At 65.2% G+C, this 23,727-nt stretch carries 23 protein-coding genes; 18 read left to right on the top strand and 5 right to left on the bottom strand.

The window, feature by feature from the left end; genetic code table 11:
* Nucleotides 1-27 precede the first annotated feature (27 nt).
* A complete protein-coding gene (locus ACVNHC_RS22370) occupies nt 28-417 on the top strand; it encodes a type II toxin-antitoxin system RelE/ParE family toxin (RefSeq protein WP_457169617.1) in 390 nt (129 codons plus the stop codon).
* Nucleotides 395-718, top strand: coding sequence for a helix-turn-helix domain-containing protein (locus tag ACVNHC_RS22365; protein ID WP_457169615.1), 324 nt, complete (start codon nt 395-397; stop codon nt 716-718). The genes ACVNHC_RS22370 and ACVNHC_RS22365 overlap by 23 nt, the downstream gene beginning before the upstream one ends.
* Before the next feature lie 252 nt (nt 719-970).
* On the opposite strand, the gene ACVNHC_RS22360 is transcribed toward ACVNHC_RS22365, so the two are convergent.
* The 5 genes from ACVNHC_RS22360 to ACVNHC_RS22340 all read right to left on the bottom strand — a co-directional run bounded on the left by ACVNHC_RS22360 (nt 971) and on the right by ACVNHC_RS22340 (nt 6,597).
* On the bottom strand, nt 971-1,738 hold the full coding sequence (locus ACVNHC_RS22360) for a hypothetical protein (RefSeq protein WP_457169613.1): 768 nt from the start codon (nt 1,736-1,738) through the stop codon (nt 971-973).
* Nucleotides 1,735-2,796, bottom strand: coding sequence for a ComEC/Rec2 family competence protein (locus ACVNHC_RS22355; protein WP_457169611.1), 1,062 nt, complete (start codon nt 2,794-2,796; stop codon nt 1,735-1,737). The genes ACVNHC_RS22360 and ACVNHC_RS22355 overlap by 4 nt, the downstream gene beginning before the upstream one ends.
* Nucleotides 2,796-5,105: a Mov34/MPN/PAD-1 family protein gene (locus tag ACVNHC_RS22350; protein WP_457169609.1), complete on the bottom strand. Its 2,310-nt coding sequence runs from the start codon at nt 5,103-5,105 to the stop codon at nt 2,796-2,798. Before ACVNHC_RS22350 ends, ACVNHC_RS22355 begins: the two co-directional genes overlap by 1 nt.
* Before the next feature lie 9 nt (nt 5,106-5,114).
* Nucleotides 5,115-6,281, bottom strand: coding sequence for a hypothetical protein (locus ACVNHC_RS22345; protein WP_457169607.1), 1,167 nt, complete (start codon nt 6,279-6,281; stop codon nt 5,115-5,117).
* 91 nt (nt 6,282-6,372) lie between these two features.
* Nucleotides 6,373-6,597 carry a DUF2188 domain-containing protein gene (locus tag ACVNHC_RS22340; RefSeq protein ID WP_457169605.1) on the bottom strand — a complete coding sequence of 75 codons (225 nt, stop codon included), beginning with the start codon at nt 6,595-6,597 and terminating at the stop codon, nt 6,373-6,375.
* Between the two features lie 101 nt (nt 6,598-6,698).
* On the opposite strand from ACVNHC_RS22340, the gene ACVNHC_RS22335 reads away from it, so the two are divergent.
* From ACVNHC_RS22335 to ACVNHC_RS22260, 16 genes are all read left to right on the top strand, one after another.
* Complete coding sequence (locus ACVNHC_RS22335) at nt 6,699-7,790, top strand: helix-turn-helix domain-containing protein (RefSeq protein WP_457169603.1); 1,092 nt, start codon at nt 6,699-6,701, stop codon at nt 7,788-7,790.
* Nucleotides 7,778-8,293: a type II toxin-antitoxin system VapC family toxin gene (locus ACVNHC_RS22330; RefSeq protein ID WP_457169601.1), complete on the top strand. Its 516-nt coding sequence runs from the start codon at nt 7,778-7,780 to the stop codon at nt 8,291-8,293. Before ACVNHC_RS22335 ends, ACVNHC_RS22330 begins: the two co-directional genes overlap by 13 nt.
* 245 nt (nt 8,294-8,538) lie before the next feature.
* A complete protein-coding gene (locus ACVNHC_RS22325) occupies nt 8,539-9,339 on the top strand; it encodes a type IV toxin-antitoxin system AbiEi family antitoxin (RefSeq protein ID WP_457169599.1) in 801 nt (266 codons plus the stop codon).
* A complete protein-coding gene (locus ACVNHC_RS22320; RefSeq protein ID WP_457169598.1) occupies nt 9,336-10,151 on the top strand; it encodes a nucleotidyl transferase AbiEii/AbiGii toxin family protein in 816 nt (271 codons plus the stop codon). The genes ACVNHC_RS22325 and ACVNHC_RS22320 overlap by 4 nt, the downstream gene beginning before the upstream one ends.
* Before the next feature lie 348 nt (nt 10,152-10,499).
* The gene (locus ACVNHC_RS22315; protein WP_457169596.1) at nt 10,500-11,462 is read left to right on the top strand and encodes an ArdC family protein; all 963 of its coding nucleotides are present in this window, start codon (nt 10,500-10,502) and stop codon (nt 11,460-11,462) included.
* On the top strand, nt 11,459-11,863 hold the full coding sequence (locus tag ACVNHC_RS22310) for a DUF2958 domain-containing protein (protein WP_457169594.1): 405 nt from the start codon (nt 11,459-11,461) through the stop codon (nt 11,861-11,863). Before ACVNHC_RS22315 ends, ACVNHC_RS22310 begins: the two co-directional genes overlap by 4 nt.
* A gap of 120 nt (nt 11,864-11,983) precedes the next feature.
* The gene (locus ACVNHC_RS22305; RefSeq protein ID WP_457169592.1) at nt 11,984-12,472 is read left to right on the top strand and encodes a JAB domain-containing protein; all 489 of its coding nucleotides are present in this window, start codon (nt 11,984-11,986) and stop codon (nt 12,470-12,472) included.
* A 179-nt stretch (nt 12,473-12,651) separates the two neighbouring features.
* The gene (locus ACVNHC_RS22300; RefSeq protein ID WP_457169590.1) at nt 12,652-14,799 is read left to right on the top strand and encodes a ParB/RepB/Spo0J family partition protein; all 2,148 of its coding nucleotides are present in this window, start codon (nt 12,652-12,654) and stop codon (nt 14,797-14,799) included.
* A 102-nt stretch (nt 14,800-14,901) separates the two neighbouring features.
* Nucleotides 14,902-15,378: a hypothetical protein gene (locus tag ACVNHC_RS22295; protein WP_457169588.1), complete on the top strand. Its 477-nt coding sequence runs from the start codon at nt 14,902-14,904 to the stop codon at nt 15,376-15,378.
* Between the two features lie 71 nt (nt 15,379-15,449).
* Nucleotides 15,450-15,719: a DUF6117 family protein gene (locus ACVNHC_RS22290; RefSeq protein WP_457169586.1), complete on the top strand. Its 270-nt coding sequence runs from the start codon at nt 15,450-15,452 to the stop codon at nt 15,717-15,719.
* A 510-nt stretch (nt 15,720-16,229) separates the two neighbouring features.
* Nucleotides 16,230-16,394: a hypothetical protein gene (locus tag ACVNHC_RS22285; RefSeq protein ID WP_457169584.1), complete on the top strand. Its 165-nt coding sequence runs from the start codon at nt 16,230-16,232 to the stop codon at nt 16,392-16,394.
* Between the two features lie 198 nt (nt 16,395-16,592).
* Nucleotides 16,593-17,141 carry a hypothetical protein gene (locus tag ACVNHC_RS22280; RefSeq protein WP_457169582.1) on the top strand — a complete coding sequence of 183 codons (549 nt, stop codon included), beginning with the start codon at nt 16,593-16,595 and terminating at the stop codon, nt 17,139-17,141.
* Nucleotides 17,142-17,151: 10 nt separating this feature from the next.
* The gene (locus tag ACVNHC_RS22275; RefSeq protein WP_457169580.1) at nt 17,152-17,424 is read left to right on the top strand and encodes a hypothetical protein; all 273 of its coding nucleotides are present in this window, start codon (nt 17,152-17,154) and stop codon (nt 17,422-17,424) included.
* Nucleotides 17,425-17,491: 67 nt separating this feature from the next.
* A complete protein-coding gene (locus tag ACVNHC_RS22270; protein ID WP_457169578.1) occupies nt 17,492-17,899 on the top strand; it encodes a hypothetical protein in 408 nt (135 codons plus the stop codon).
* Nucleotides 17,900-18,046: 147 nt separating this feature from the next.
* Nucleotides 18,047-22,405, top strand: a complete 4,359-nt coding sequence (locus tag ACVNHC_RS22265; RefSeq protein ID WP_457169576.1) for a strawberry notch-like NTP hydrolase domain-containing protein — start codon at nt 18,047-18,049, stop codon at nt 22,403-22,405.
* Nucleotides 22,405-23,448 carry a DUF7146 domain-containing protein gene (locus tag ACVNHC_RS22260; protein ID WP_457169574.1) on the top strand — a complete coding sequence of 348 codons (1,044 nt, stop codon included), beginning with the start codon at nt 22,405-22,407 and terminating at the stop codon, nt 23,446-23,448. The genes ACVNHC_RS22265 and ACVNHC_RS22260 overlap by 1 nt, the downstream gene beginning before the upstream one ends.
* Nucleotides 23,449-23,727: the final 279 nt, after the last annotated feature.

Genomic DNA, 23,727 nt, shown 5'->3' with positions numbered 1-23,727 from the left:
TGGGAGCTTGCGTGGGCACCGTTCGGCATGACCGTCTTCGTCACGAAGGAGTTCGCCCGATTCGCGCGCAAGTCCCGCCTTTCCGCCGACAGGCTGCTTCAGGCGGCGGCGGAGGTGATGGAAGGCCGATACGACGCCGATCTCGGCGTGGGCGTGTTCAAGCAGCGGGTCGCGCGCGAAGGGGGTGGCAAGTCGGGCGGTTTTCGCACGATTGTCGTGTTCAAGGCCGGTGACCATAGCTTCTTCGTTCACGGCTTCGCCAAGAGCGACAAGGCGAACGTGTCAGCGAAGGAATTGAAGGCGCTCAGGCAGTTGGCGGATGTGCTGCTAGGGTTTTCGGGTGAAGAACTTCGTACTGCGCAAAGCGGCGGTGAACTGATCTTGGTGACGAGAGATGACAAAGAACAGGAAGGCTGAAAGCAGCATCCTTGCTTCCGTCCACAAGACGGCCGCCGGCCTGCACAAAGCTGGCCTGGTCGACAAGGCGACTATGCGCGAGTTTGACGCCATGTGCTTGACACCAGTCGAGCCCCTTAGTCCAGACGAGATCCGCGCGCTACGGGAGCGCGAGCAGGTCTCACAACCTGTTTTCGCGCACTATCTGAATGTACGTAAGGATGCCATCAGCAAATGGGAGCGGGGAGAAAAGCGACCGGACGGCCCTTCGCTCAAGCTGCTCAATCTGGTCAAGGCCAAGGGCTTGCGAGCTATCGCGTGATCAGAGTAATTGCCACGTACAGCCGCGCACCACTTTCCGTATAATGCAGTCGTTCCTCACAGCATCTACAAATCCCCATCACCTGACCGGTGCAAGGTTCGTAAATGGTCCTTCGACCCCGACGCACCTACAAAAGTTGACACGAACGCCGCGTTGACCGGCATCTGGTGTAATGGCAGGTACGGTTCTGTGTTCGGCACAGGATAGGCGGCCTTTAGTCACTGGCCTGCCAATCTCCGGCCAGTGAGAACTTCAGGAAGTCGGAGAGGGTCGGGCGTGTCCCGTGGCGTTCTCGATGATACCTTCGCAACTAAGGACAAGCTGCCGCGCGTATTGATCGGATGCTTCCTCGACGCTCCTTCGGGTGACAAAGAAGAGAAAGTACACGGCGTGGATGGCAGCGATGGTTAGCACCGCATGGAGTTCCGCCCGGGTCGTTGCGCTAATCCAGCTTCCATACGGAGACAACAGATACAGGCAAACGACAACAACCGTCGCATTCAGGGTGAGGCCAGGCCATTTCAGTCCGTACAAGTTTCGCCTGAACCCGTAGGTCACGTTCTCTTCAAACAGAACCTTGTATTTGCCTGTGTCACGGCGGGTGCGCTCGCGGAGCCAGATTCCGCAGCGATCGTAAAATCCGTTGGCGGCCGCAGGATCGCGTGTCTCGTCTTCCGCGGTGGGTGGTGGTTCCTTTAGCTGCTCGGCCAGGAAATTGCGGTAACGGTCTTTGGTACGCGTCTCGAGCGTCCCGTCAGAATGCCTCAGCAGCGTCATGATTGGTTTGCCGCCGGTTGAGGCAAACATCTTTCGCTCGAAGCGCTTGCCCATGCGTCGCGCAAGGTCGGACGCTGCTCCGAACAGGACCGCGATCGCTGCCGTAGCTATCACTTGCGGCAAGCTCAGCTCGTCCCATGAGACGGCAATTGCTGCCAGTGCGATCGCCGGCGCGATCCCGAGGATAGCGGGCCACAGCCGGGCGCGAAGGTTGTAGGTATCGATGAACTGCGTGGTGCTCATTCGTGATACTCGTAGGAGAATGGCTCGGAGGCCACCGGGATTGAGCCAGGCTTCGGCGGCAATTGATAGTAGGACGACTTCCAGGTATCGCGCGTTGCGATGACGCCATAGCCGCGCCTCAGGAAGGCGTTCTTAACGCGATGGCGCGGGTATTCGGGTTTGTTGAGGCCGACCGAGCAGAAAGCCGTGCCCCGGTTTGTCCCCTCGGCAACCGGGGGGCCGAGCCAGCGGTTGAGCACTGTCGGCGTCACATTCCGTCGACTGCCATGGTGTGGGATCTGCACGACATTGGGTGGCGAGAGGACGCCGTAATAGGCGGCGACGTTTGCCGCCTCGGTCAGACCTACCGGCCCCACATCGGCAGTGAGCAGAATCGTTCGTCCGTCGATCATGCCGAGCTGGACAAGCGAGGTTTCGTTCGAGGCCGAAACAGGGGGCGGATTCTCGTCAAGATTCTCGGCCCACCAGCTTTCGACCCATTTCACCGCCTTGCGCAGTGCCTCGGCAAAAGTCTGGCCCGTCGTCTTCTGGGCTTCGGCATACGAAGTCGGAGTCCGGTCCAGTTCAGGAATAAGCGCCAGGTATCGTTGTCTCGTCGGCGCAAGGACGGTGAAGGCGCCAATCTGAGTGCCGGTGAAGACTTCGTAGATTGGAACGCCATTGGAGATCGCTATGCGCTCCAGTTCCACCAAAAGGGGATACGCCTCCCGGATCGTCTTCCAGAGTCCCTGAACGGTATAGTTGGCATGGAAGCTGTCGATGATTTCCGCGGCATGAAGCCAGGGGCGGTTCATCCACAGAGCGCCGACGGTGCACTGCTCCATCACCGTGATCAGGCCGGAAGCGTGGTCCTGATCGGCATGGGAAAGGACGACGTGATCGACGAAACCGGGTGCTCCGTAGTACTGCCTGATATGATCCACCACGGCTTGCCCGGTGTCGGCATAACCGCCATCAACGACATGAATGGTGTATCCGGTCGCGTCCGTACCGTAGCGAATGCAGATGGCATCCCCGTTGCTATTGCCGACCGGCAGAAAATCGACTTCATAGCCCATCAATGCGCCTCCCGCCGGACGCCCGTGCCGCCGGTGGCGCCCTGCCGCGCATGCATGAGACCAAAAAGCCTTGCCGGTGTGACGATCAGCAAGGCCGACGGCGGCGGGCGTTCCGCAGCGAGTTCGGCCGCCGTCTTGCGATCAAGCGCGGACGGTCCCTCGTCGGCCAGGTGCGAGTGCCAGGTCCCGACGTCGAACAGGGTCGATCCGCTTTCGGCATGGCGGGCCTTGATCGCCGCCACGAGCCCCTCGGTGCCCAGGACGAACCGGCCGGCCGAGCGCTGGCTGTCCGGCGGCGCCGGCAGGAGATCGACGACCGTGACGGTGCGCAGGCGGGCGCTGCACGTGCCGATCATCAGGCCGCCCGTCTCGGCCGCAGGCCAGCGGGCGACCTCCGCATAGATATCGTCGAGAACGCGCCGGGCGATGCGCAGGGTCCAGCCGTCGGCGCCTTCGACATCGACGACGGCAAAGGGCGGGACCGACTGCCAGGACCAGCTCGTGTCGGGCGAATCCCCGGCGGTCGTCGCCACGACGATGCGACCGTCGGCGGCGGGCGCCTGAAGCTCCTGCACGAGCTGCTCGGCGAGGCCGGCCGTCATGGCGGACAGGCGCATATCCGTCATCGGCATGGTGAGCGACGAGCAGCCCTGGCCGATCTGGACCTCGGCGAGCCCGTGGCCGGGATCGAAGAGCAGCGTGCGCAGGCGCGGCGACCTGGCGGTCGCATAGAGCTCGGCGGTCAGATCGGAGAGAGTGGGATTGTGGGCCGCGCCATCGATCAGCACGAACCCGCCTTGCCCGCGCCCGAACAGCGCCGCTTCGGCGAGACGCGGTTTGACCTCCTTCGCGGGGAGCGCGGACAAGGCCTCGCGCACGGCCAGCGAGGCGGTCGTGTTGACGGCACAGCCGGCGTCCCTCGGCAACAGGGTGCGGCGCTTGTCCCGTTCCGGAAGATCGAAGACAAGGTCGTCCTCATGGACCTGCGGCGATTGCCCGATCTGTGAAAGCTCCGCAGCCAGCTCCGTCGCCTTGGACCGGGCGACCGGCGGCCGCGCCAGCGCGTGGCGGGCCATGTTGTGCGGGAGCAGGCTGCTCCTGTCGCTGACGACCGGAATCGGGACGCCGGAGCGCGCGAGATGCATCGCCATCTTCGATCCGACGCTGCCACAGCCGAGCATCACGACGGGTGCAATTTCGGGGGCGCCGGAGACGCGCCGCAACAAGGCGGGATTGGGTGTATCGCGCTGGATCGCCGGCGCGACCGGCTCCGCGTCGCCACCGGCGAACAAGGATGTCCGGCCATTTGGAGCGCGGATTTCGATGACATACGGCAGAAGCTCGATGTCGGAGGCAGACCCGATCAGGTGGAACGGACGGCGCGCGCAAAGAATGACGGCAACAGGCACCGGCGGATCGAGCACAAACCCGCGAAAGCACCGTTCCAGGCCGTCGATGAAAACGCGAAGGGCGCGTCCGCAACCGAGTTCATCGGCGCGGGCCGCCAGGTCCTCATAGGTGGTGACGGTTTCGGGCATGTAGGAAGAAGCGACAAACGGTCCGCCGGCCGGCAGCTTATCCGGCCAGATCACGGCGCAGACCGTGTTGCCCTCGGCATAGCCTTGCCCGGGGCGGTGCGTAAACAGCTTCTTGTCGTCGCGGCTGAGCGGCGCCTGTTCGGGAGTAACGTCGATCCACGCGAACGCCTCGGCGCCGATCGACGCGCCGTTCGCGCCGGACCGAAGAAAGCGTGCCTTCTGGACGCGATGCCCGCCGTTCCGGTCTACGATCGCACGGCAGGCCTCGGCATCGATGACGATTTCGGCCGACAGGTTACGCCGCAGGGTGGGTTCCCACCCCTGCTCCGGGTCGATCAGGGCGCCTTCGGCCGCATGCCGCAGCCACAGGACAAGCTGATGGACGAGATTGAAGATGCCCAGCTCAACCAGCCCGAACTGGATGAAAAATTCGCGCTCGTTACCGTCGACCAGGCATGGCCGCGGCAGTTCCGTCAGGGGGCCGGGCTGTAGATGGGGCAGGTTGCGGGGAAAGTCTTCCCGCAGGAAGAAGGTCGGCGGCGACCACGGATAGCGGGCGCCAAGGTGCGCGGTAACGGTCTCGGTGCGACGCACCCCGCTCTCGCTGACGCCGTCGACCCGCATGTGCAGGGGCATCTCGACATTGATGTCGAGTTCGATCATCGCGGCCGTCTCGTCGACCGAAACAATCCGGCCGCCGCGGCACTCGCGATGAGTGCGCGCGGCGGTCAGAAAGCGTTCGGCATGATCGCCCGGCCCGTCCGTCGACATCGGGTCGTCTCACCCATGCTGGCGCGCATGGGCGGCCGTCGCGCTGATGCCAAGCGCCGGCGCGGCAAGCGCGGCGGCCTTGGCAAGCTTGCGGACGATCCCGCTCGCCTTGACCTCGAATTCAAGGGTCAGCCCTTCGTCGTCCCGGTGCTCGTCGGTGCAGAAGAAGCGGTCGTCGTCGCCATCGACGATGCCGAGATATTCCCGCTTCGCCCGGTGGTGCGGCGGGTTGTCATCATCGTCCTTGATCGGCTTGCTGCTGGCAACGATGACGGCGCCCTTCCTGGTCTGCGACAGGGCGCTACGTGCGTCCTCGTCAACTTCGGCGTCCTCGCCGAGATCTCTCCAGCTATCGAAGCTAAGGCTCCGCCACGAACAATGATGGGGCGTCTGGAGGACGTCGTAGGACAGCCAGTCCGGGTTGTCGTCGCCATGACGCTGCCACAGGCGCTGCCAGATCGCGACCTCGGCATCGCCGCCGGTCAGGAAACGGCAGCGGTCGGCAACGCCGCCGCCGGTCAGCGAGAAGCGCAGGACCACCGACGACTCGTTGGTGGACAGCTCCTCCTCTTCCTCGTCGCTCTGCGCCGGCAGCGGGGCAAGCAGCCGGGCCTCGAAGACGCCGGCCCTGACGCGGTTGGCCGCGGTCACGGTCTCGTCGAGCCTGATGACGATGTCGAGGATGTCGTCGGTCTTGCCGTCGATGTCCTCGCCCATGATGAGGATCCGGTCGCCCGGCACGGTGTCGAAGCCGATTTCGCGGAAGCGCTTCACGCGCCGCCTTGCCTCTTTGGCCCAGGCCTTGGCGTCCTCGCAGAGCGGGGTCTGGGAGTCGGCACGCCGGAACACCACGGGCGAAGACCACATCTCGCGGATGATGATCTTGTCGTCATCCTTGCTCCATTCGCCCGGCGGCCCGAGATGGAAGTGATTCCGCAGCCCCGTGATGTGGTCCTGATGGGGGTGGGTCGACAGGAACACATCGACATAGGGCCGACCCTTGTCGTCGCGCTTGAGCCGGTCCCGGAGGTCGGTCGCCACGTCAGGCGTGTCGTCGTCCTCGTCGTCGGCTGCGCCGCGAATGTTGATGTCGATCAGGACCGTCTGGTCGTTATCAAGAACGACCAGGGTCATGTCCCCGTTGGAAACGGGAAAAAATGCAAGGGAAGCGGTCATAGCCGGCTCCGCGTGTTCGAGTTTCGTTCTCACCAACCAGGCCGAGTCGGCGCAGCGCGTCAACCCCCGGCCGGGTGCTGTGGCTTTGTCCCTACCCCTTCGGCGGATAGGGGTCGGAACCGTAGGTGTTGCGCTCCCTGATCTGGCCGTTGCGGCCGTGTACGAGAAGTTCGCTGCGGTTGCCGATCGCGCTCTGGCGGCCCGCCTCGATGGCCTCGCGCTGCGTCTGGTGGACAGACGCCGCCCTCTGGCTGCCTTCGCTCTTCACCGCCCAACCGTCCGGATGCGGCACAACATGCTGATTCTTCTTCGACATTCGCGCTATTCCTTGATCGATTTGGTTGACAATCATCAACCACATGTTTACAATATAGGTATTGAAATGCGTATCGTCAACCTAAGGAAGGAGAGAGGCATATGCTCGGGGAAAGGCTAAGAATCGCTCGAAAAAAGGCGGGCCTTTCGTTGCGTGAGCTGGCCGCGATCATGGACCCGCCTGTCAGCGCCCAGGCGATCAGCAAGTATGAGGCGAATGAAATGATGCCAAGCTCGCGCGTGCTCGTAGGGCTCGGCAAGGTGCTTGGCGTGTCGCTCGATTTCCTGATGAGCGGCGAGGTCGAGGAACTGGAAGGCGTCGAGTTCCGCAAACATTCCGGCGCGTCCGCGCGTGACCGCGCACGGGTGGAGGCGATCGTGACCGAGGCGCTGGAAGACTATCTCGCCGTTGAGGACATTCTGGAGTTGCCGCCCGCAGGCGACCCTTTCGCGGCGGTGCGGTGCGATCACGTGGAGAGCTATGAGGAAGCGGAAGAGCTCGCGGACAGGCTGCGCAAGGACTGGAAGCTCGGCACCGACCCTATTCCGAGTATGACCGGCCTGCTCGAAGACAAGGGCATCAAGGTCATCGAGGCGGACTTTCCGGACAGGGTCACCGGCATGACCTGCGTGGTGAAGCGCGCCAGCGGCAGGCCCGCCACCGAAGCCATCGTGATTTCGGAGAACATCAATGTCGAGCGCAAGCGGTTCACCCTCGCGCACGAGCTGGCACACAGGGTCGTCAAGGATGTTTCCGGCAAGGACATCAAACTCGAGAACGCCATGCACCGCTTCGCGGGCGCGTTTCTCGTGCCTGCCGAACATCTGAGGCGGGAGGTCGGCCCGCGCCGCCACGGCATCGCCTATCACGAGATCATGGAGATGAAGAGGTTCTACGGCGTGTCGGCCGCAGCGCTGCTCATGCGGCTGCGCGATGTCGGCATTCTGTCGGAAGCCGTGATCGTCTACGCCTTCCGCACCTACGCCAGGAGCTGGCGCAAGGAGGAGCCGGAGCCGATCGAGGACGGGATCGGGATCGGCGCCTTCGAACAGCCCAAGCGCTTCGAAGGGCTGGTCTACAGGGCGCTCGCGGAGCAGCTTATTTCGCCGGCAAGGGCCGCGCAGCTGCTCAAGCGCCCTCTTGCGGAGATTGAACGGGGGATCAGGGGGCCGCGGGAACAGTGGCGTATGTGATCGTCAATGATGCGTCCTGCCTGATCGATCTGCGCAAGGGGCGGCTCCTTCATGCGATGCTGTCCCTGCCCCACCGCTTTGTCGTGCCCTTCCCGGTGCGCGCATCGGAACTGCTGGATTTCACGGCGCAGGAATGGCGCCTTCTTGATGACGGCGGCCTAGTCACGTTCGACCTGCCGCCCGACGCCGTCGGTGAAGCGCTGCAGATCAAAGCCGGACGCGGACGGCTCTCCGCGAATGACTGCTTCTGCTTGGTGACGACGTTGCGTCATGAAGAGGCGATCTTGCTTACCGGTGATCAGCATCTGCGCCGGACCGCACACGAGATGGAGGTGGAAGTGCATGGCGTGCTATGGCTCCTCGACCGGCTGAGGGAAGCCGGGAACAGCCCGCTCGATCTCCTTCTCACGGCCCTGGAGATATGGCGTGACGATCCGGCTGTGTTCCTGCCGGGCGACGAAATCGAATCGCGGCTTCGGGTGTTGCGCCGTCTGATGCGGTGATACAAACCTACGCGAGCCTGCGGCCTTAAGGCTTCGCCTCTGCTGTGATCACGGCCCTCGGCCGCCGTAGCCGCGATAGCGCGCGTCGTCCATGCAGCCAGAGCTGAGGCGCAGTCCGAAGGCGGAACCAGGTAGGCAGGCCTGCTCTTGTCAAGAAACGAGGAATGGGGCCAGGCATCCTGCTGGCAGGCATGGTCTTTCCCGAATCAATTGCGCAAGGTATTAAAAAATGATACTTTGCGCACATGAAATCAGAATCGCGGATTCACGCCCGGGACTATATCACGCGCCTTGCCAGCGGCGGGCGCTATCATTTCAGTTCCGGGGACGCGCGGGAGGCGCTGGGAGTCTCACCCGACGCTGCCAAACTCGCTCTGAACCGGCTCGCGAAGCAGGGTTTGATCGCCTCGCCGACGCGAGGCTTTTACGTCATCATTCCTCCGGAATACCGATCCCTCGGGTGCCTGCCTGCGGACCAGTTCATCCCGGCGCTCATGCAGAAGCTGGGACAGCCCTATTATATGGGGCTTCTCTCCGCAGCGCAGTATCACGGCGCTGCCCATCATCGCCCGCAGGAAGCGCAGGTGATGGTCGCCAAGAGCCGCCGCCCGCTTGCGTGCGGCGCGGTGCGGGTCGCCTTCATCGTGCGCAAGGATATCGCACGGGTACCCGTCCAGACCTTCAACACGCCGCGCGGCACCGTGCTCGTCTCCACCCCTGAGGCAACGGCGGTCGACATTGTCGGCTACTACGATCACGTCGGCGGCCTCGACCAGGTGGCAACGGTTCTGGGCGAACTCGCAGAGAACCTCGACGCCAGCAAACTGGTCGCGGCGGCGCAAATAGCGCCGATCCCCTGGGCGCAGCGTCTTGGCTATCTCCTCGAAAAGGTTGATGCCCACACGCTTGCCGCACCGCTGAAATCTTATGTTCGCACACATGCACGGCAGACGGCTCCGCTTCTGCCCATGGCCTCGGCCGAGGGTGCGCCTCGAGATGACGGGTGGAAACTCCTCGTCAACGCCGACGTGGAGGCCGAACTGTGATCCCGCGCGACTACATTACCGAATGGCGGGCGCAGGCGCCCTGGGTGCAGGACATCCAGATCGAGCAGGACCTCGTCATCTGCCGCACGCTGGTCGCGATATTCTCTCATCCGGTCCTCGCCGAAGCGCTGGCCTTTCGTGGCGGGACGGCGCTGTACAAACTCTATCTCAAACCGGCCGCACGCTATTCCGAGGACATCGACCTCGTGCAGATGCGCGCGGAAGCCGCCGGGCCGGTGATGGACGCGCTGCGGTCGGTGCTCGACCCGTGGCTCGGCGCACCGCGTTGGAAGCAGACGGAAGGCCGCGTGACCTTCGTCTATCGTTTCGCATCCGAAGACGCGCCGCCCATCGCCATGAAGCTGAAGGTCGAGATCAATTCGCGCGAGCATTTTGCGGTTCACGGATTCAAGAAGCTTCCCTTCAGCGTATCGTCGCGCTGGTTCGAAGGGGCCTGCGAGATCGCGACCTACGAGTTGGACGAACTACTCGGCACCAAACTGCGCGCGCTCTACCAGCGCAAGAAGGGTCGTGACCTCTTCGATCTGGCCGTGGCGCTTGAGCAGAATGACGCCGACCCCGAGCGCATCGTCCAGACTTTCAGCTCCTACATGGAGCATGGCGGCCAAACCATTACCCGTGCGCTGTTCGAGCAGAACATGCACCAGAAGCGGAGCGATCCGCAGTTCACTGCTGACATCGGCCCACTGCTGGCTAACGGCTACGCCTGGGATTTCGAGTCGGCGGCGGCGAAGGTTCAGTCCGCGCTGATCGAACGCCTGCCGGGCGAACCGTGGAAAGGTGCATCGTAGTCACGCAATCGCCTGCAGTCCCTTCGACTTTACGAGGTTGGGCAGCTCAGCGATGGCCGAGGTATGTCACGATACTCGGACGATTTAGAGGTTGGGCGCCGCCCTTCGGGCCGGGCCCTCGGCTGGCGCTGAAGCCCCGCTTGCGCGGGTCTTCACCCTGCGGGCGTCGATCCCTGACGCATGGTGGTGCTGCTGCTGTCGGCGGATGTCCGGAAGGCGGCTTTGCGCTTTTACGTTTCTGCGCCTTTGCGGGCCTCCGGCCCGGCGAGAGTGAGAGTGCGGACGGGTTTGCCGTGACGGGTTGAGGGTCGGAGAAGTGGTCTCCGGCGCCCGTCGCGGAGAACCGCGATGTCCAGATATGATCGCACCCCACGCGCCGGCGCGGACCGGACGAACCTGTACGACGAAATCACCAGCAAGATCATCGCCGAGCTGGAAGCCGGCCGCGTGCCCTGGGTGCAGCCCTGGGGTACGTCCGCGGCGAAAGCCCCGCTCGGCCTGCCCAAGAATGCCAGCACGGGCCGAAGCTACAGCGGCATCAACATCCTTCTTCTCTGGGGTGCCGTCGTCCAGAACGGCTTTCCCGGCCAGGGCTGGCTCACTTTCCGGCAGGCTCTTTCCCTTGGCGGCAATGTGCGCAAGGGCGAACGCGGCACCACCGTCGTTTATGCCGACCGCTTCGTTCCCGAGGACGAGAAGAAGCGTGCCCGCGAGACCGGCGAAGAGGCGCAGGCCATCCCTTTCCTCAAACGGTTCACCGTGTTCAACACGGCGCAATGCGAGGGGCTGCCCGACGATATCGCCGTCACCACCCCGCCGCCGCCACCCGGCCTGATCGAGCCGAAGGTGGAGGCGCTCATCAGGGCGACCGGCATCGACTTCCGCATCGGCGGCGACAAGGCGTTCTACGTCCCCACCCACGACTATGTGGTCGTGCCACCGCCGCAAGCCTACTACGAGCCGATCAACTGGCATCGGACCGCACTTCATGAAATCGGTCACGCCAGCGGGCATCACAGCCGGCTAAATCGCGATCTTTCCGGGTCCTTCGGTTCGAAGAAATACGCCTTCGAAGAGATGATCGCCGAACAGATTTCGGCTTTCTGCTGCGCTTCGCTCGGCATCGTCCCGACCGTGCGCCACGCAGATTATATCGGCTCCTGGCTCGAGGTCCTGCGCGAGGATTCCCGCGCCATCGTCCGTGCCGCCTCGCAGGCCAGCAAGGCGGCGGACTGGATCCTGTCCTTCCTTCCGGATGCCGACAGTCCCGCCGTCGATGCCGACATCATCGACAGGAGGGCAGCAGCATGATCCTCCTGACACCCGATCTGCGCGTTCGCCTGCTCGCCAACGGCCGGCGGCGCGACGTCGACCATGTGCCCGCCGTGAAATTCTTCAATCCGCTCGGCGAAGGCGTCTGGCTCGCGACCGAGCTGGATCCGGACGGCGACGTCATGTTCGGCCTCGCCGATATCGGCTATCCGGAGCTTGGCAGTTTCTCTCTGGAGGAACTGGAGTCCATCCGGTTGCCCCTCGGCATGGGCATCGAGCGGGAACTGCTCTTTACCGGGGATTTTCCGATCTCGGTCTGGGCCGAGGCGGCAAGAGAGGCTGGCAGCATACGTGCGGCCGAGCGCATTCTTTACGCCCGCGCCCGCGGCGATGCCGGGTTGATCCTGAATCCCACCGATACGGAAAACCGGAACGCCTGATTTCCGGCTCTCCGGCTTTGCGATCCTGCGCCGCTCTCTCCGAGGCAGAGGGCGGCGCTTCTCGCCGTGACGCGGTGAAAGTCCCGGCACCCGGCCGGCTGCCCGTCGGGGATTCCGAACATGACATCACACCACAGGAAACTCATCATCGAGCCGCAGTCTCTCCGGTTCTCAGCCCAGGAGCAGGCGGTCGTCTATGAGGCCCGCCAGATCCTGCTGCGACACCTCAATCAGAACCCGGTCCTGTCGTCCTGGCAGGCGGTTCTGGACTATTGCGCCATCACCATCTGTGGGGAGGTGGAGCGCTTCCATGTCCTTTATCTCGACCGGAAGAACCGGCTCATCTCGGACGAATGCCTCGCCGTCGGCACGGTCGATCATGTCCCGGTCTATCCCCGGGAAGTGCTGCGGCGGAGCCTGGCGCTCAACTCGACCGCGCTGATCATCGTCCACAATCATCCGGCCGGCGATCCCGAACCCTCGGCCGCCGACCTCACGATGACGAAGGAGATCCAGAAGGCCTGCAAGGTTCTGGGCGTGACGCTGCACGACCACATCATCGTCGGCGCCGGCCGGGAGACCAGCCTGCGCGCCCGCGGCGAAATCTGATTGCTTGTCGGATGGCCTGACGGTGCTCGGCTTCATCTGTGCGCGGTTTCCCGGAGCGGCGGCTTCCAGTCAAGGGAAGCCGGCCGCTCTGCCCGGAGAGTTAGAGGAGGGAGGGGATTTTCGCGACGGGTTGAAAGCGGAGAGAGAGGCTCTCGGCGCCCGTCGCGGAGACTACCCTGATGGCTACTGCCGCTCAGAAACTCATCCTGTCGCCCTCGCGCGACATCCCCTTCAACAAGCTCGTTCTCAGCCAGTCGAACGTCCGGCGCGTAAAGGCCGGCGTTTCGGTCGAGGAACTGGCTGAGGACATCGCCCGCCGCGGCACGCTCCTCCAGAGCCTCAATGTCCGCCCTGTGCTCGATGCCGACGGCAACGAGACCGGCATGTTCGAGGTGCCGGCCGGCGGCCGCCGCTATCAGGCCCTGGCGATCCTCGTGAAGCAGAAGCGTCTCGCCAAAACCGCGCCGGTGCCCTGCGTCGTTCGCGATCCCTCGACGAGCATCCTCGCCGAGGACGACAGCCTGGCCGAGAACACCCAGCGCGTGGCGCTGCATCCGCTCGACCAGTTCCGCGCCTTCCTCGACATGCGCAACAAGGGCATGACCGAAGAGGAGATCGCGGCGGCCTTCTTTACCACGGTTCAGGTCGTCAGGCAGCGGCTTCGCCTCGCCGCCGTCTCTCCCGTGCTGCTCGACGTCTATGCCGAGGACGGCATGACGCTGGAGATGCTGATGGCCTTCACCGTCAATCCCGACCATGCCCGTCAGGAACAGGTCTGGGAGAGCATCCGCAAGTCCTGGCAGAAGGAGCCGTGGCAGATCCGGCGCATGTTGACCGAAACCACCGTCCCGGCGTCCGACAAGCGCGCCCGTTTCATCGGCCTTGAAGCCTATGAGGCAGCGGGCGGCGCGATCCTGCGCGATCTCTTCTCCCACGACAATGACGGCTGGCTGCAGGATGTCTCCCTGCTCGACCGCCTGGTCGACGAGAAGCTGAAGGTGATGGCCGACGAGATTGCCGGCCAGGGCTGGAAATGGATCGACGCTTCGGTCGAACTTCCCTACGGCCACGCCAACGGCCTGCGCAAGCTGACCGGCACGACGCAGGACCTCACCGAAGAGGAACGGGCGGCCCGCGAGGCACTCCGCAACGAGTATGACGATCTCGAATCGGAATACGCGGAGGCCGACGATCTGCCCGCAGAGGTGGATCGGCGTCTCGCGGAGATCGAGGTCGCGCTCGAGGTCTTCGAGAACCGCCCCGTCAGCTTCGATCCGGGCGAGATCGCCCGCGCCGGCGTCTTCCTCAGCATCGACCGCGACGGCCAACTCGTCGTCGACCGCGGCTATGTCCGTCCCGAGGATGAGCCCGAAGCCGCCGTCGAGGGCAACGGCTCCGGGACCGGTGACGAGGCCGACATCGACCGCGCCGATACCGATGTTGATCCTTCGGCGCGGCGCGCCGTCATCACCATCGGCAGCCAGCCGACGGATACGGATGACGACGAAGGCGACGTCATCAAGCCGCTGCCGGAACGCCTGGTGACGGAGCTGACGGCCGAGCGGACGCTTGCACTGCGCGACAGGCTGGCGAACAACCCGTCCGTCGCGTTCCTGGCCGTGCTGCACAAGTTCTGCCGAGACGTCTTCTCCCGCTACATCTCCTACAGCCCGGCCATGGAAGTCTCGGTGCGCAACACCAGCTTCTCCCTGCAAGCGCCGGGCCTGAAGGACACCCCGGCGGCGCAGGCCATCGAGGAACGCCACAAGGCATGGGAGGCGCGCATGCCGACCGACGAGGCCGCCCTCTGGGATTGGCTCGTCTCTCTCGAAGGCACCGAGCAGGCGGCGCTCTTCGCGCATTGCGCTGCATTCGGGGTCAACGCCCTCTACGAGAAGGCCGATCGCTACGGTGGCGGCACCGTCACCGTGCACGGCATCCAGCAGCGTCTCGCCGAGGCCGATCGTCTCGCGCGCGCTGTCGACCTCGACATGGTGGAAGCCGGCTGGAAGCCGACGGTCGAGAACTATCTCGGCCGCGTCACCAAGCCTCGCATCCTCGAAGCCGTGCGCGAGGGGGCAGGCGAGCGCGCCGCCGAGCTAATCGACCATCTCAAGAAGGGCGACATGGCCAGGGAGGCCGAACGCCTGCTGGCCGACACAGGCTGGCTCCCCGAGCCGCTGCGCCTGGTCGCGGAAGAGCCGGCGGAGCTTTCGGCCGAGCACGACGAGGAGGACGAGGCGCTGCCCGACTTCCTCGCCGGCGATGACGAGCACGATGCGGGTGACGCCACCGACGAGCCGGCGGTTCTCGTCGCCGCCGAGTGACACGCATCTGCGGGGCGGCTCCGGTCGCCCCCTTTTTTTCCTCACCTTCCACCCGCAAGGCCCGGCATCCCGCCGGGCCGCTTTTCGGTCAGGAGACCAACAATGTCCGCTTCTCTTGTCCTCGACATAGCTCCGCTCGGCTCGCTGATCGCCTATGCCGACGGAGAGCCCAAGCCACCCGCCCGCTTCACGAAGAAGCTGGCAGCCTGGGAACGTCGCAATGGTGTCGGCCGTCTCGTGCGCAAGGAGCCCGCGCGCGAGCGCCCGACGTACACAACCCCGCCATGCTTCACCCTGCATGAAGGCAATTTCGGTCAGAGCGGCATCATCCTCGTCACCGTCATGCGCACCTATGGCATCGACAGCGACCTGACCTTCCGGGTCGTCGAGCGCCCGAGGGTCGGTCAGGTCCGCGTCGTACAGGATGTCGGCGATAACGTCGAACTGCTGCATCTGGCGGAGAACCGTGAAGCTGCCGAACTCTGGCTGGCGAAAACCGGATACAGCCGTGCTCGCTTGGAAGATGTCACGGCCGATCAGGTCGGCGCCGATGTCGTCGAGGGCCGCGCCGCCGCCTGACCGTCGCCCAATCCCGTTCACCAGGCCCGCCGTCGAATGACCGCGGGCCATTTTTGTTTCAGGAGGAATCCATGGCCATTCCCGACTACGCCCGCACCAACTTCAACACCCTGCTGCGCGCGGCAGGCGACGGCAATCTCGCACTCATGGAGTGCCTGGATGCCGTCACCCGCGAGCCGCGCTATGTCCTGTGCGCCGTGGGGCGCGCGGACGACGGCGATTACGTCATGACGCCGTTCGGCCATCTTGCAGACGGCGATCCCTATGACGCCTACCTGCCGCCTGACCCTGACGATCCAACCGGCTTTATCCCGAACAGCGAAGACGGGGGCGCAGCATGATGACGGTGGAGGAGATCTTCGCCGAGGACCGCCGCAATCCTCCCCCGGAGCGCTCGCTTCCGTGAGTGGAAACCCGTGGTGGCGTCACCGTCGTTGTGGAGCCGAAGCCGCATTGGGCCGGCGACATGCGGGCCTTCCTGCCAGGGCAGAGTTCCGGTTTGCTTGGGACGCCATCGTTCTCTCCGGGCGCGGGACGGTTTCCGCCGCCTGCAACACCGATCTGATAAAACCGGCATGGGGGAAAGGCTGACGGCGAAGGCGGTGGCACCTGCGAGGGGTGCCGGCTTCAAGCCAGAGGCAATGCACCACCCCCGCTTCCATTCGCGAACCTTGGTCCGAACCGTCTCTTCGTCAATCAACCCCGGAGGGGTCGGCTTACGCGAGCGTGCCGCCCTCGCGGATTCGGGGTTTGCCCGAACGCGCGAGGGTGATTGCAGATCCGGTCAGACACTTCGGGCGCCTGTCGCGCGGGGGATGGTCCCCCGCCTCCAAGACAGGAGCCGGAACGAGATGTCCTATGCAGATGCCATCGCCTTCGCCGCCAGCCTCGCTGCCACGCTGATGGTCCCGATTGTCGTCTTCGAGGCAGGGGATGGAACCCACTCGACCATGGTTGCCAACGAGTTCGATGGCGACGAAGACATGGTGAAACTGGAACTCGACCCTTGGCAGTGAGGCGGATGCGCCTCACTTGCCCGGCCCGGTACGCACAGCGCATCCGGGCCGCGATTGCGTGCGGCGGAATCAGCCCCACCACCCGCGGCGGCGCCGGGGTCGGAGCCGGGGCACAAGAGAAAGTGAGAGGCCGGCTGGTTTGCCGTGACGGGATGAGGCGGGAGAGAGGCTTCCGTCGCCCGTCGCGGAGAAAACGACATGGACACGTTCACCCATATATCCGCTCCCGCTCCGGTTGCGCGGGCCATCGCCGCCCTCACGGCCGCTCGGAAGTTCCCGCTGCGGATCGATTGCCTCGCCGAAATCGAGTACCCGGAAGACGATCCGATCTACGGCTCCTATACCGTTCCGCACACGGTCGAGCTGGCGCAATGCGCTTCGCTCGCCGAGGCCATCGCCTGCGTCGAACGATTGGCCCGACAGGACGAGATCGCCACCGGCGAGGATGACGCCCTCGGCTTCCTGCCCCGTCTGTTCATCGTCCGCGATGACGAGCAATGCCTGGTTCTCGCAGGCGAGCCGTGGCAACGCGGCGTCAGATGGTGCGAACCCGTCGCCTCGGACGGCGAGGCCCGGCTTGTCGTCGAAAAGGCGAGCAAGTTGCGCGGCGAAGCTTCCTTCGAGGCCGGATGGGACAATCACAGCACCGCTCGCAGCCTTCGCTTCCGCGCGAGCGCACTCGAGGGCCGGCTGGTCGATGCCTATTGGCGGCAGGCGGCCCGCGCCGCGCTGCTCCAGGCCGCGTGAGATACCGGCCATGAGCGAATACATCGTCAAGATCGGCTTCTGGCTGCGCGCATATGACGGTTTCACCGTCGAGGCCGGCTCGGACGCCGAAGCAATCGAGAAGGCGAAGGTTCTGGCGAAAGCCGCCATGGAGTGGATGGCTCACCCCGAACACATCGACATCGAGGAGCGGCGCGAGGGCATCATCGCCTTCATCGACCGCGTGACCCCTGATGGTCGCGAGGCCATCGTGGACGACGTCGAGTTCGACAGCGACCGCATCCACCCAACGCTCACGCCCTGACCGCCGCAACATTCAGTCAACCCAGCCCGGCCCTCGCGCCGGGCTTTGTCGTTTCAGGAGCCATTCCATGCCCGAATACACGATCGAGGTCACCTATCACCTCCCGGTTTACCGGCACCGCAATTACTCCGCCGATACGTCCGCGGCCGCCTGTCGCCTGGCTGTCGAGGACGATGAGTGGATGACCGGCAAGTTCGATCACGACTCGGCAGGAGAGAACTACGTCACCGGAATTTGGCAGGGAGTCGATGCGGCCTATTCAGGCCCGCCAATTCCCGTCCCCTCGCATTTCGGGGAGACGGTCCAGCGCAAGGCTGTGCATTTCGAAATCCTGCTCGGCCTCCTGAAGATGCTGGTCGCAGATCTCCTTGCGCATCGCACATCGTCGCATGAATGGATCGACAGGGCGTCGTGGGCAATCGCTTGCGGCGAGGCGATCATCGCCGGCGCGCGCGATCCCCGCCCCTCCCGCTGATCTTCCCACCTCGAGCCATGTCCTGCCGGCGATGTGTCAAGGCCGATGCGTGAGAGGGAAAGAGCGGCCGGGACGGATGTGAGCCGGTGCGGTTGAGAGAGAGCGCTGCGCGGCTCGATCCTGTCCCGCTCTCCCGAGGTCTTCCCCATGAACATGATTTCCGCGTCGGCGTCGGCGCCCGCTGCCACGTCGCTTCCGCTCGTCTCCGATACCGACACTTCCTCCGCGATCTTCGCGGCGGCGCAGTTCCTCCTTCCGCATCTTGAGCGCGGCCAGCGTGTTGATGCCGCCATTCTGCGTAGCGCGATGGAGTCGGCCTTCGGTGCATCCGACGCGGCCGGCGCCTGGGACTGGAAGACGGCCTATGACGCCAGCGAGGCCGCGACCGTCCTGTTTCTCCGCAAATATGGGCGTGCGCTTTTCCGTAAAGCCGCATCTCCGGCTGCACGGCTTGTCCAGCTGTCGAAAATCGCCGGCCTCCTGCCGACGCACACGCGCCGTTCCGAGGAGGCGCAGACCTTCCAGCAGTTCTCCACGCCGATCCCGCTCGGTCTAGCCGCCGCAACAGCCGCCGCCATCACCCCGGCGGATCGTGTGCTGGAGCCTTCGGCCGGCACCGGGCTTCTGGCCATCCTCGGCGAGATCGCTGGCGGCTCGCTCGCGCTCAACGAGCTTGCCGAGACCCGCGCCGGCCTCCTTTCTCTCCTCTTTCCGGCCCTTGCCGTCACGCGCTTCGACGCGGCCCAGATCGACGATCACCTCGACACCAGCGTCGTCCCATCCGTCGTGCTCATGAACCCACCGTTCTCGGTTATGGCGAATGTCGAGGGCCGCATGCCCGACGCCGCGTTCCGCCATGTCGCCTCGGCGCTGGCACGTCTTGCGCCCGGCGGCCGTCTGGTGACCATCACGGGCGCAAACTTCGCTCCCGACGCTCCGGCCTGGTGCGCAGCCTTCGCCCGGCTGCAGGAGCGCGGCCGCGTCGTCTTCTCCGCCGCCATCGACGGCTCGGTCTATGCAAAGCACGGCACGACCGTCGACACACGGCTCACCGTCATCGACAAGCTGCCCGCCGACGATCCGACTGCGTTTCCCGCGTCTCCCGGCGTCGCGCCTGATGTCGCCACGCTGATCGGCTGGCTGACCGAGCATCTGCCTGCCCGGCTGCCGGTCGATCCGACCGCGGCCGTGCCCGTCGCCACCCAGGTCGCGCGCCGCACCGTGCGCGGCTACCTGAACCGGGCGACAAAGGTCGTTCCAGCTGCGCCGCCTGCCGAGCCGGAAGGCGTTCCGCTCGAATACGAGACCGTCGACTGGCAGGCTGCCGAGGGCGGCCGCATTTCCGAGGCCATCTATGAGGAATACGGACTTCAGGCGATCCGTATTTCCGGTTCTCAGGCGCATCCGACCCAACTCGTGCAGTCGGCGGCCATGGCGAGCGTCGCGCCGCCGAAGCCGAGCTACCGGCCGCGCCTGCCGAAGAACATCCTCGCCCTGCTGTCCGATGCGCAGCTCGAAACCGTTATCTATGCCGGCGAGGCCCATTCCGACCACCTCGCCGGCGTATGGACGGTAAACGACACGCTGGACACGCTGACCGTCGCGCCCGAAGGCTCCAAAGGCGCCGTCCGCTTCCGCCAGGGTTTCATGATCGGCGACGGCACTGGCGTCGGCAAGGGCCGGGAATCCGCGGCCATCATCCTCGACAACTGGCTCCAGGGGCGCCGCAAGGCGGTCTGGATATCGAAGTCGGACAAGCTCCTGGAGGACGCGCAGCGCGACTGGTCCGCGCTCGGCATGGAGCGCCTGCTGGTGACGCCGCTGTCGCGCTTTCCGCAAGGCAGGCCGATCACGCTGAACGAGGGCATCCTGTTTCTAACCTACGCTACGCTGCGCTCCGACGACCGCGGCGAGAAGGTTTCGCGCGTCAAGCAGATCGTCGAATGGTTGGGCTCCGACTTCGATGGAGTGATCATTTTCGACGAGGCGCACGCCATGCAGAACGCCGCCGGCGGCAAGGGAGAACATGGCGATGTCGCCGCCTCACAGCAGGGCCGCGCCGGGCTTCGCCTCCAGCATGCGCTTGCCGACGCCCGCGTCGTCTATGTCTCCGCGACCGGCGCCACCACCGTCCACAATCTCGCCTATGCGCATCGTCTCGGCCTCTGGGGCGGCGAGGACTTCCCGTTTTCGACGCGGGCCGAGTTCGTGGAGGCGATCGAGGCCGGCGGCGTCGCGGCGATGGAGGTTCTGGCCCGCGACCTTCGCGCGCTCGGCCTGTACACCGCCCGCTCGCTCTCCTTCGACGGCGTCGAATACGAGCTGGTCGAGCATGAGCTTACGCCGGAGCAGATCCGCATCTACGATTCCTACGCGGATGCCTTCGCGATCATCCATAACAATCTCGACGCCGCCATGCAGGCCGCGAACATCACCGGCGGCGGCGAAGGCGGTTCGGGCACTCTGAACAGGCAGGCGAAGTCCGCCGCCCGCTCGGCCTTCGAGAGCGCCAAGCAGCGCTTCTTCGGCCATCTCCTGACGTCAATGAAGACACCGACCCTGATCCGGTCGATCACCCGCGACCTGGAGGAAGGCAATTCGGCCGTGATCCAGATCGTATCGACTGGTGAGGCGCTGATGGAGCGCCGGCTTGCTGAACTGCCGACCGAGGAATGGAACGACGTCCGCATGGACATCACGCCGCGCGAATACGTCCTGGACTACCTCGCCCATTCCTTCCCGGTGCAGCTCTACGAGCCCTTCACGGACAGCGAGGGCAATCTGTCGTCGCGCCCGGTCTTCCGCGACGGACAGCCGGTCGAAAGCCGCGAAGCGGTGGCCTGCCGCGACGCGCTGATTGCAAAGCTCGCCAGCCTGCCGCCGGTGCCCGGAGCACTCGACCAGATTATTCAGCACTTCGGCACCGATGTCGTGGCCGAAGTCACAGGTCGCTCGCGCCGCATCGTCCGCAAGCGGGGCGGCAGCGTCACCATCGATCGGCTTGTCGTCGAAACGCGCGCCGGGGCCGCCAACCTCGCCGAGACGCAAGCCTTCATGGATGACCAGAAGCGTGCGCTCATCTTCTCGGATGCCGGCGGCACCGGCCGTTCCTATCACGCCGAGCTGTCGGCGAAGAACACACGGCTGCGCGTCCACTACCTGCTCGAGGCGGGCTGGAAGGCGGACGCCGCCATTCAGGGCCTCGGCCGCACCCACCGGACCAACCAGAAGCAGCCGCCGCTCTTCCGCCCGATCTCGACCAATGTGAAAGCCGAGAAGCGCTTCCTCTCGACCATCGCCCGCCGCCTCGATACGCTGGGCGCGATCACGCGCGGCCAGCGCCAGGCCGGCGGCCAGGGGCTGTTCCGGCCCGAGGACAATCTCGAAAGCCACTACGCCCGCGACGCGCTGCGCCAGCTCTATCTCCTGCTGGTTCGCGGCAAGGTCGAGGGTTGCTCGCTGAAGCGCTTCGAGACCGCAACCGGCCTGAAGCTGGTGGATTCCAACGGCATCAGGGACGAGTTGCCGCCGATCACCACCTTCCTCAATCGGCTGCTGGCGCTCACCATCGAGCTTCAGAACGTCCTCTTCACGGCATTCGAGCAGCTTCTGACCGCCCGGATCGAAGGCGCCATCGCCTCGGGCACCTATGATGCGGGGCTGGAGACCCTGCGCGCCGAGAGCTTTGTCGTCACCGATCGCCAGACGATCTACACCCATCCGCGCACCGGCGCGGAGACCAGCCTGCTGACCATCACCGAGCGCAAGCGAAACCGGCCGGTGACGCTCGCCGACGCCCTCGCTGAACTCGACAACCGCCAAGCGAAGCTTCTCGTCAACGAACGGTCTCGCCGTGCCGCCGTGCAGATCCAGGCGAGCAGCGTGATGCTCGACGACGGCGAGATCGAGCGCCGCGTCCGGCTGATCCGGCCGATGGGGGCGCACAACGTTCCGGTCAGGCTGATGGGCGAAACCCATTGGGTCGAGGCCGACCGGACAGCCTTCGCGTCTGCCTGGGAGGCCGAGATCGCGGAGGTGCCGGAGTTCTCCGACTCCACATTGCACATGGTCACGGGTCTGCTCCTGCCCATCTGGAAGCGGCTGCCGAACGAGTCCACCCGCGTCTATCGGCTCCAGACCGACGCGGGCGAGCGGATCATTGGCCGCAAGGTCTCGCCCGCCTGGGCCGCCATCGCGACCACGACCGGCACGGCCGCGCTCACGCCGGAGGACGCCTTTATGGCGCTGATGGGCGGCCGGACGATCCTTGATCTTTCCGAGGGTCTCCAGCTTCGCCGGACCCGCGTGATGGGTGCCAACCGTATCGAGCTGTCGGGTTTCACCGACACGATGCGCGAGCGCCTCACCGCCTATGGCCTCTTCCACGAAATCATCTCGTGGACGCTGCGCATGTTCGTTCCGGTCGACGCCAGCGGGCCGGCCGTGCTCGGCAAGCTCCTCGACCGCTGGCCGGTCGAGCGGATCGGCGAGCGGGAGGCTGCCTGATGGCCCATCACGACGCCTCCGAACTGGCAATCCGTCTCGGCCGCAATGCCGAGGCGGTTTGCCGCCATTACCTGTCCAACGGGCGGCGCCAGGGCCGCTACTGGACGGTGGGCGACGTTCGCAATACGCCCGGCCGGTCGATGTTCGTCCGGCTCAGCGGACCGGAATCCGGTCCCGGCGCCGCCGGGCATTGGACCGATGCCGCAACGGCCGAATATGGCGATCTCCTCGATGTGATCCGCGAGGCGCTCGGCCTTGTCGACTTCAAGGACGTGGCCGAGGAGGCGCGCAGGTTCCTGTCTCTGCCGCATTCCGAGCCGGAAAAGACGAGGACGCCGACCGGCAGGGTGCCGGGCATCACCGTCGGTTCCCCCGAAGCATCGCGGCGGCTCTTTGCCATGTCGCGGCCGATCGGTGGCACGCTCGCAGAAACGTATTTGCGTAATCGCGGCATTACGGCTTTGCACGGAACCGGAAGCCTGCGCTTTCACCTGCGCTGCTATTACAGGCCCGACGCGCATTCGCCCACCGAGATCTGGCCGGCGATGGTCGCTTCCGTCACCGACCTCGCCGGACGGCAGATGGGGGCGCACCGCACCTGGCTCAGCCCCGACGGTTCGGGCAAGGCGCCTGTCGAGACACCGCGGCGGGCGATGGGCGACCTTCTCGGGCACGCCGTCCGCTTCGGGGTGGCCGGTGAGGTGCTCGCGGCCGGCGAAGGCATCGAGACCGTGCTGTCGCCCCGCTTGGTCCTGCCCCATATGCCGATGCTGGCGGCGCTCTCGGCCGCTCACCTTTCCGCCATCCTGTTCCCGGCGATGCTGCGCAGGCTCTATGTCATCCGCGATCGCGACCCGGCCGGGGACGGCGCGAGAGACAGCCTGATCGCCAGAGCAACGAGCGTCGGGATCGAGGCGATCGCGGTGTCGCCGGTGCGCGGGGACTTCAACGAGGATCTGTGCTGGCGCGGCATCGATGCCCTCCGGGCGGCCCTGAAGGAGCAGCTTCATCCCGAAGACGTCAGCCGGTTCATGGAAGGGTGAGGAGATCGGCGGGGGATGAGGCGCGGTCCCCAGGCGTCTCCACCTGTCGCCTCCGCTCATCATCGGGAACATCCTTTGTTGTCGAAAGAGTCCGGCGCCCACGGCCTTCCGAGAGGGCGATCGGCCCACAAGCGGGACGGCCGGGCAATGGCCGCGTTCGCGCTATTTTCCGCCGCGCCCTGCGGGCGCTTTGCAGCGCGAAACAAAATAGCCCGAGCCCCGCCATCAAAGCCCTCGCGGGAGCGCGAGGGTGCCAGTCCGTCCCGCCCGTGGCTTTCG

This window comes from Pannonibacter sp. Q-1 (genome assembly GCF_054073275.1).
This window is presented reverse-complemented; position numbering and strand designations above follow the sequence as displayed.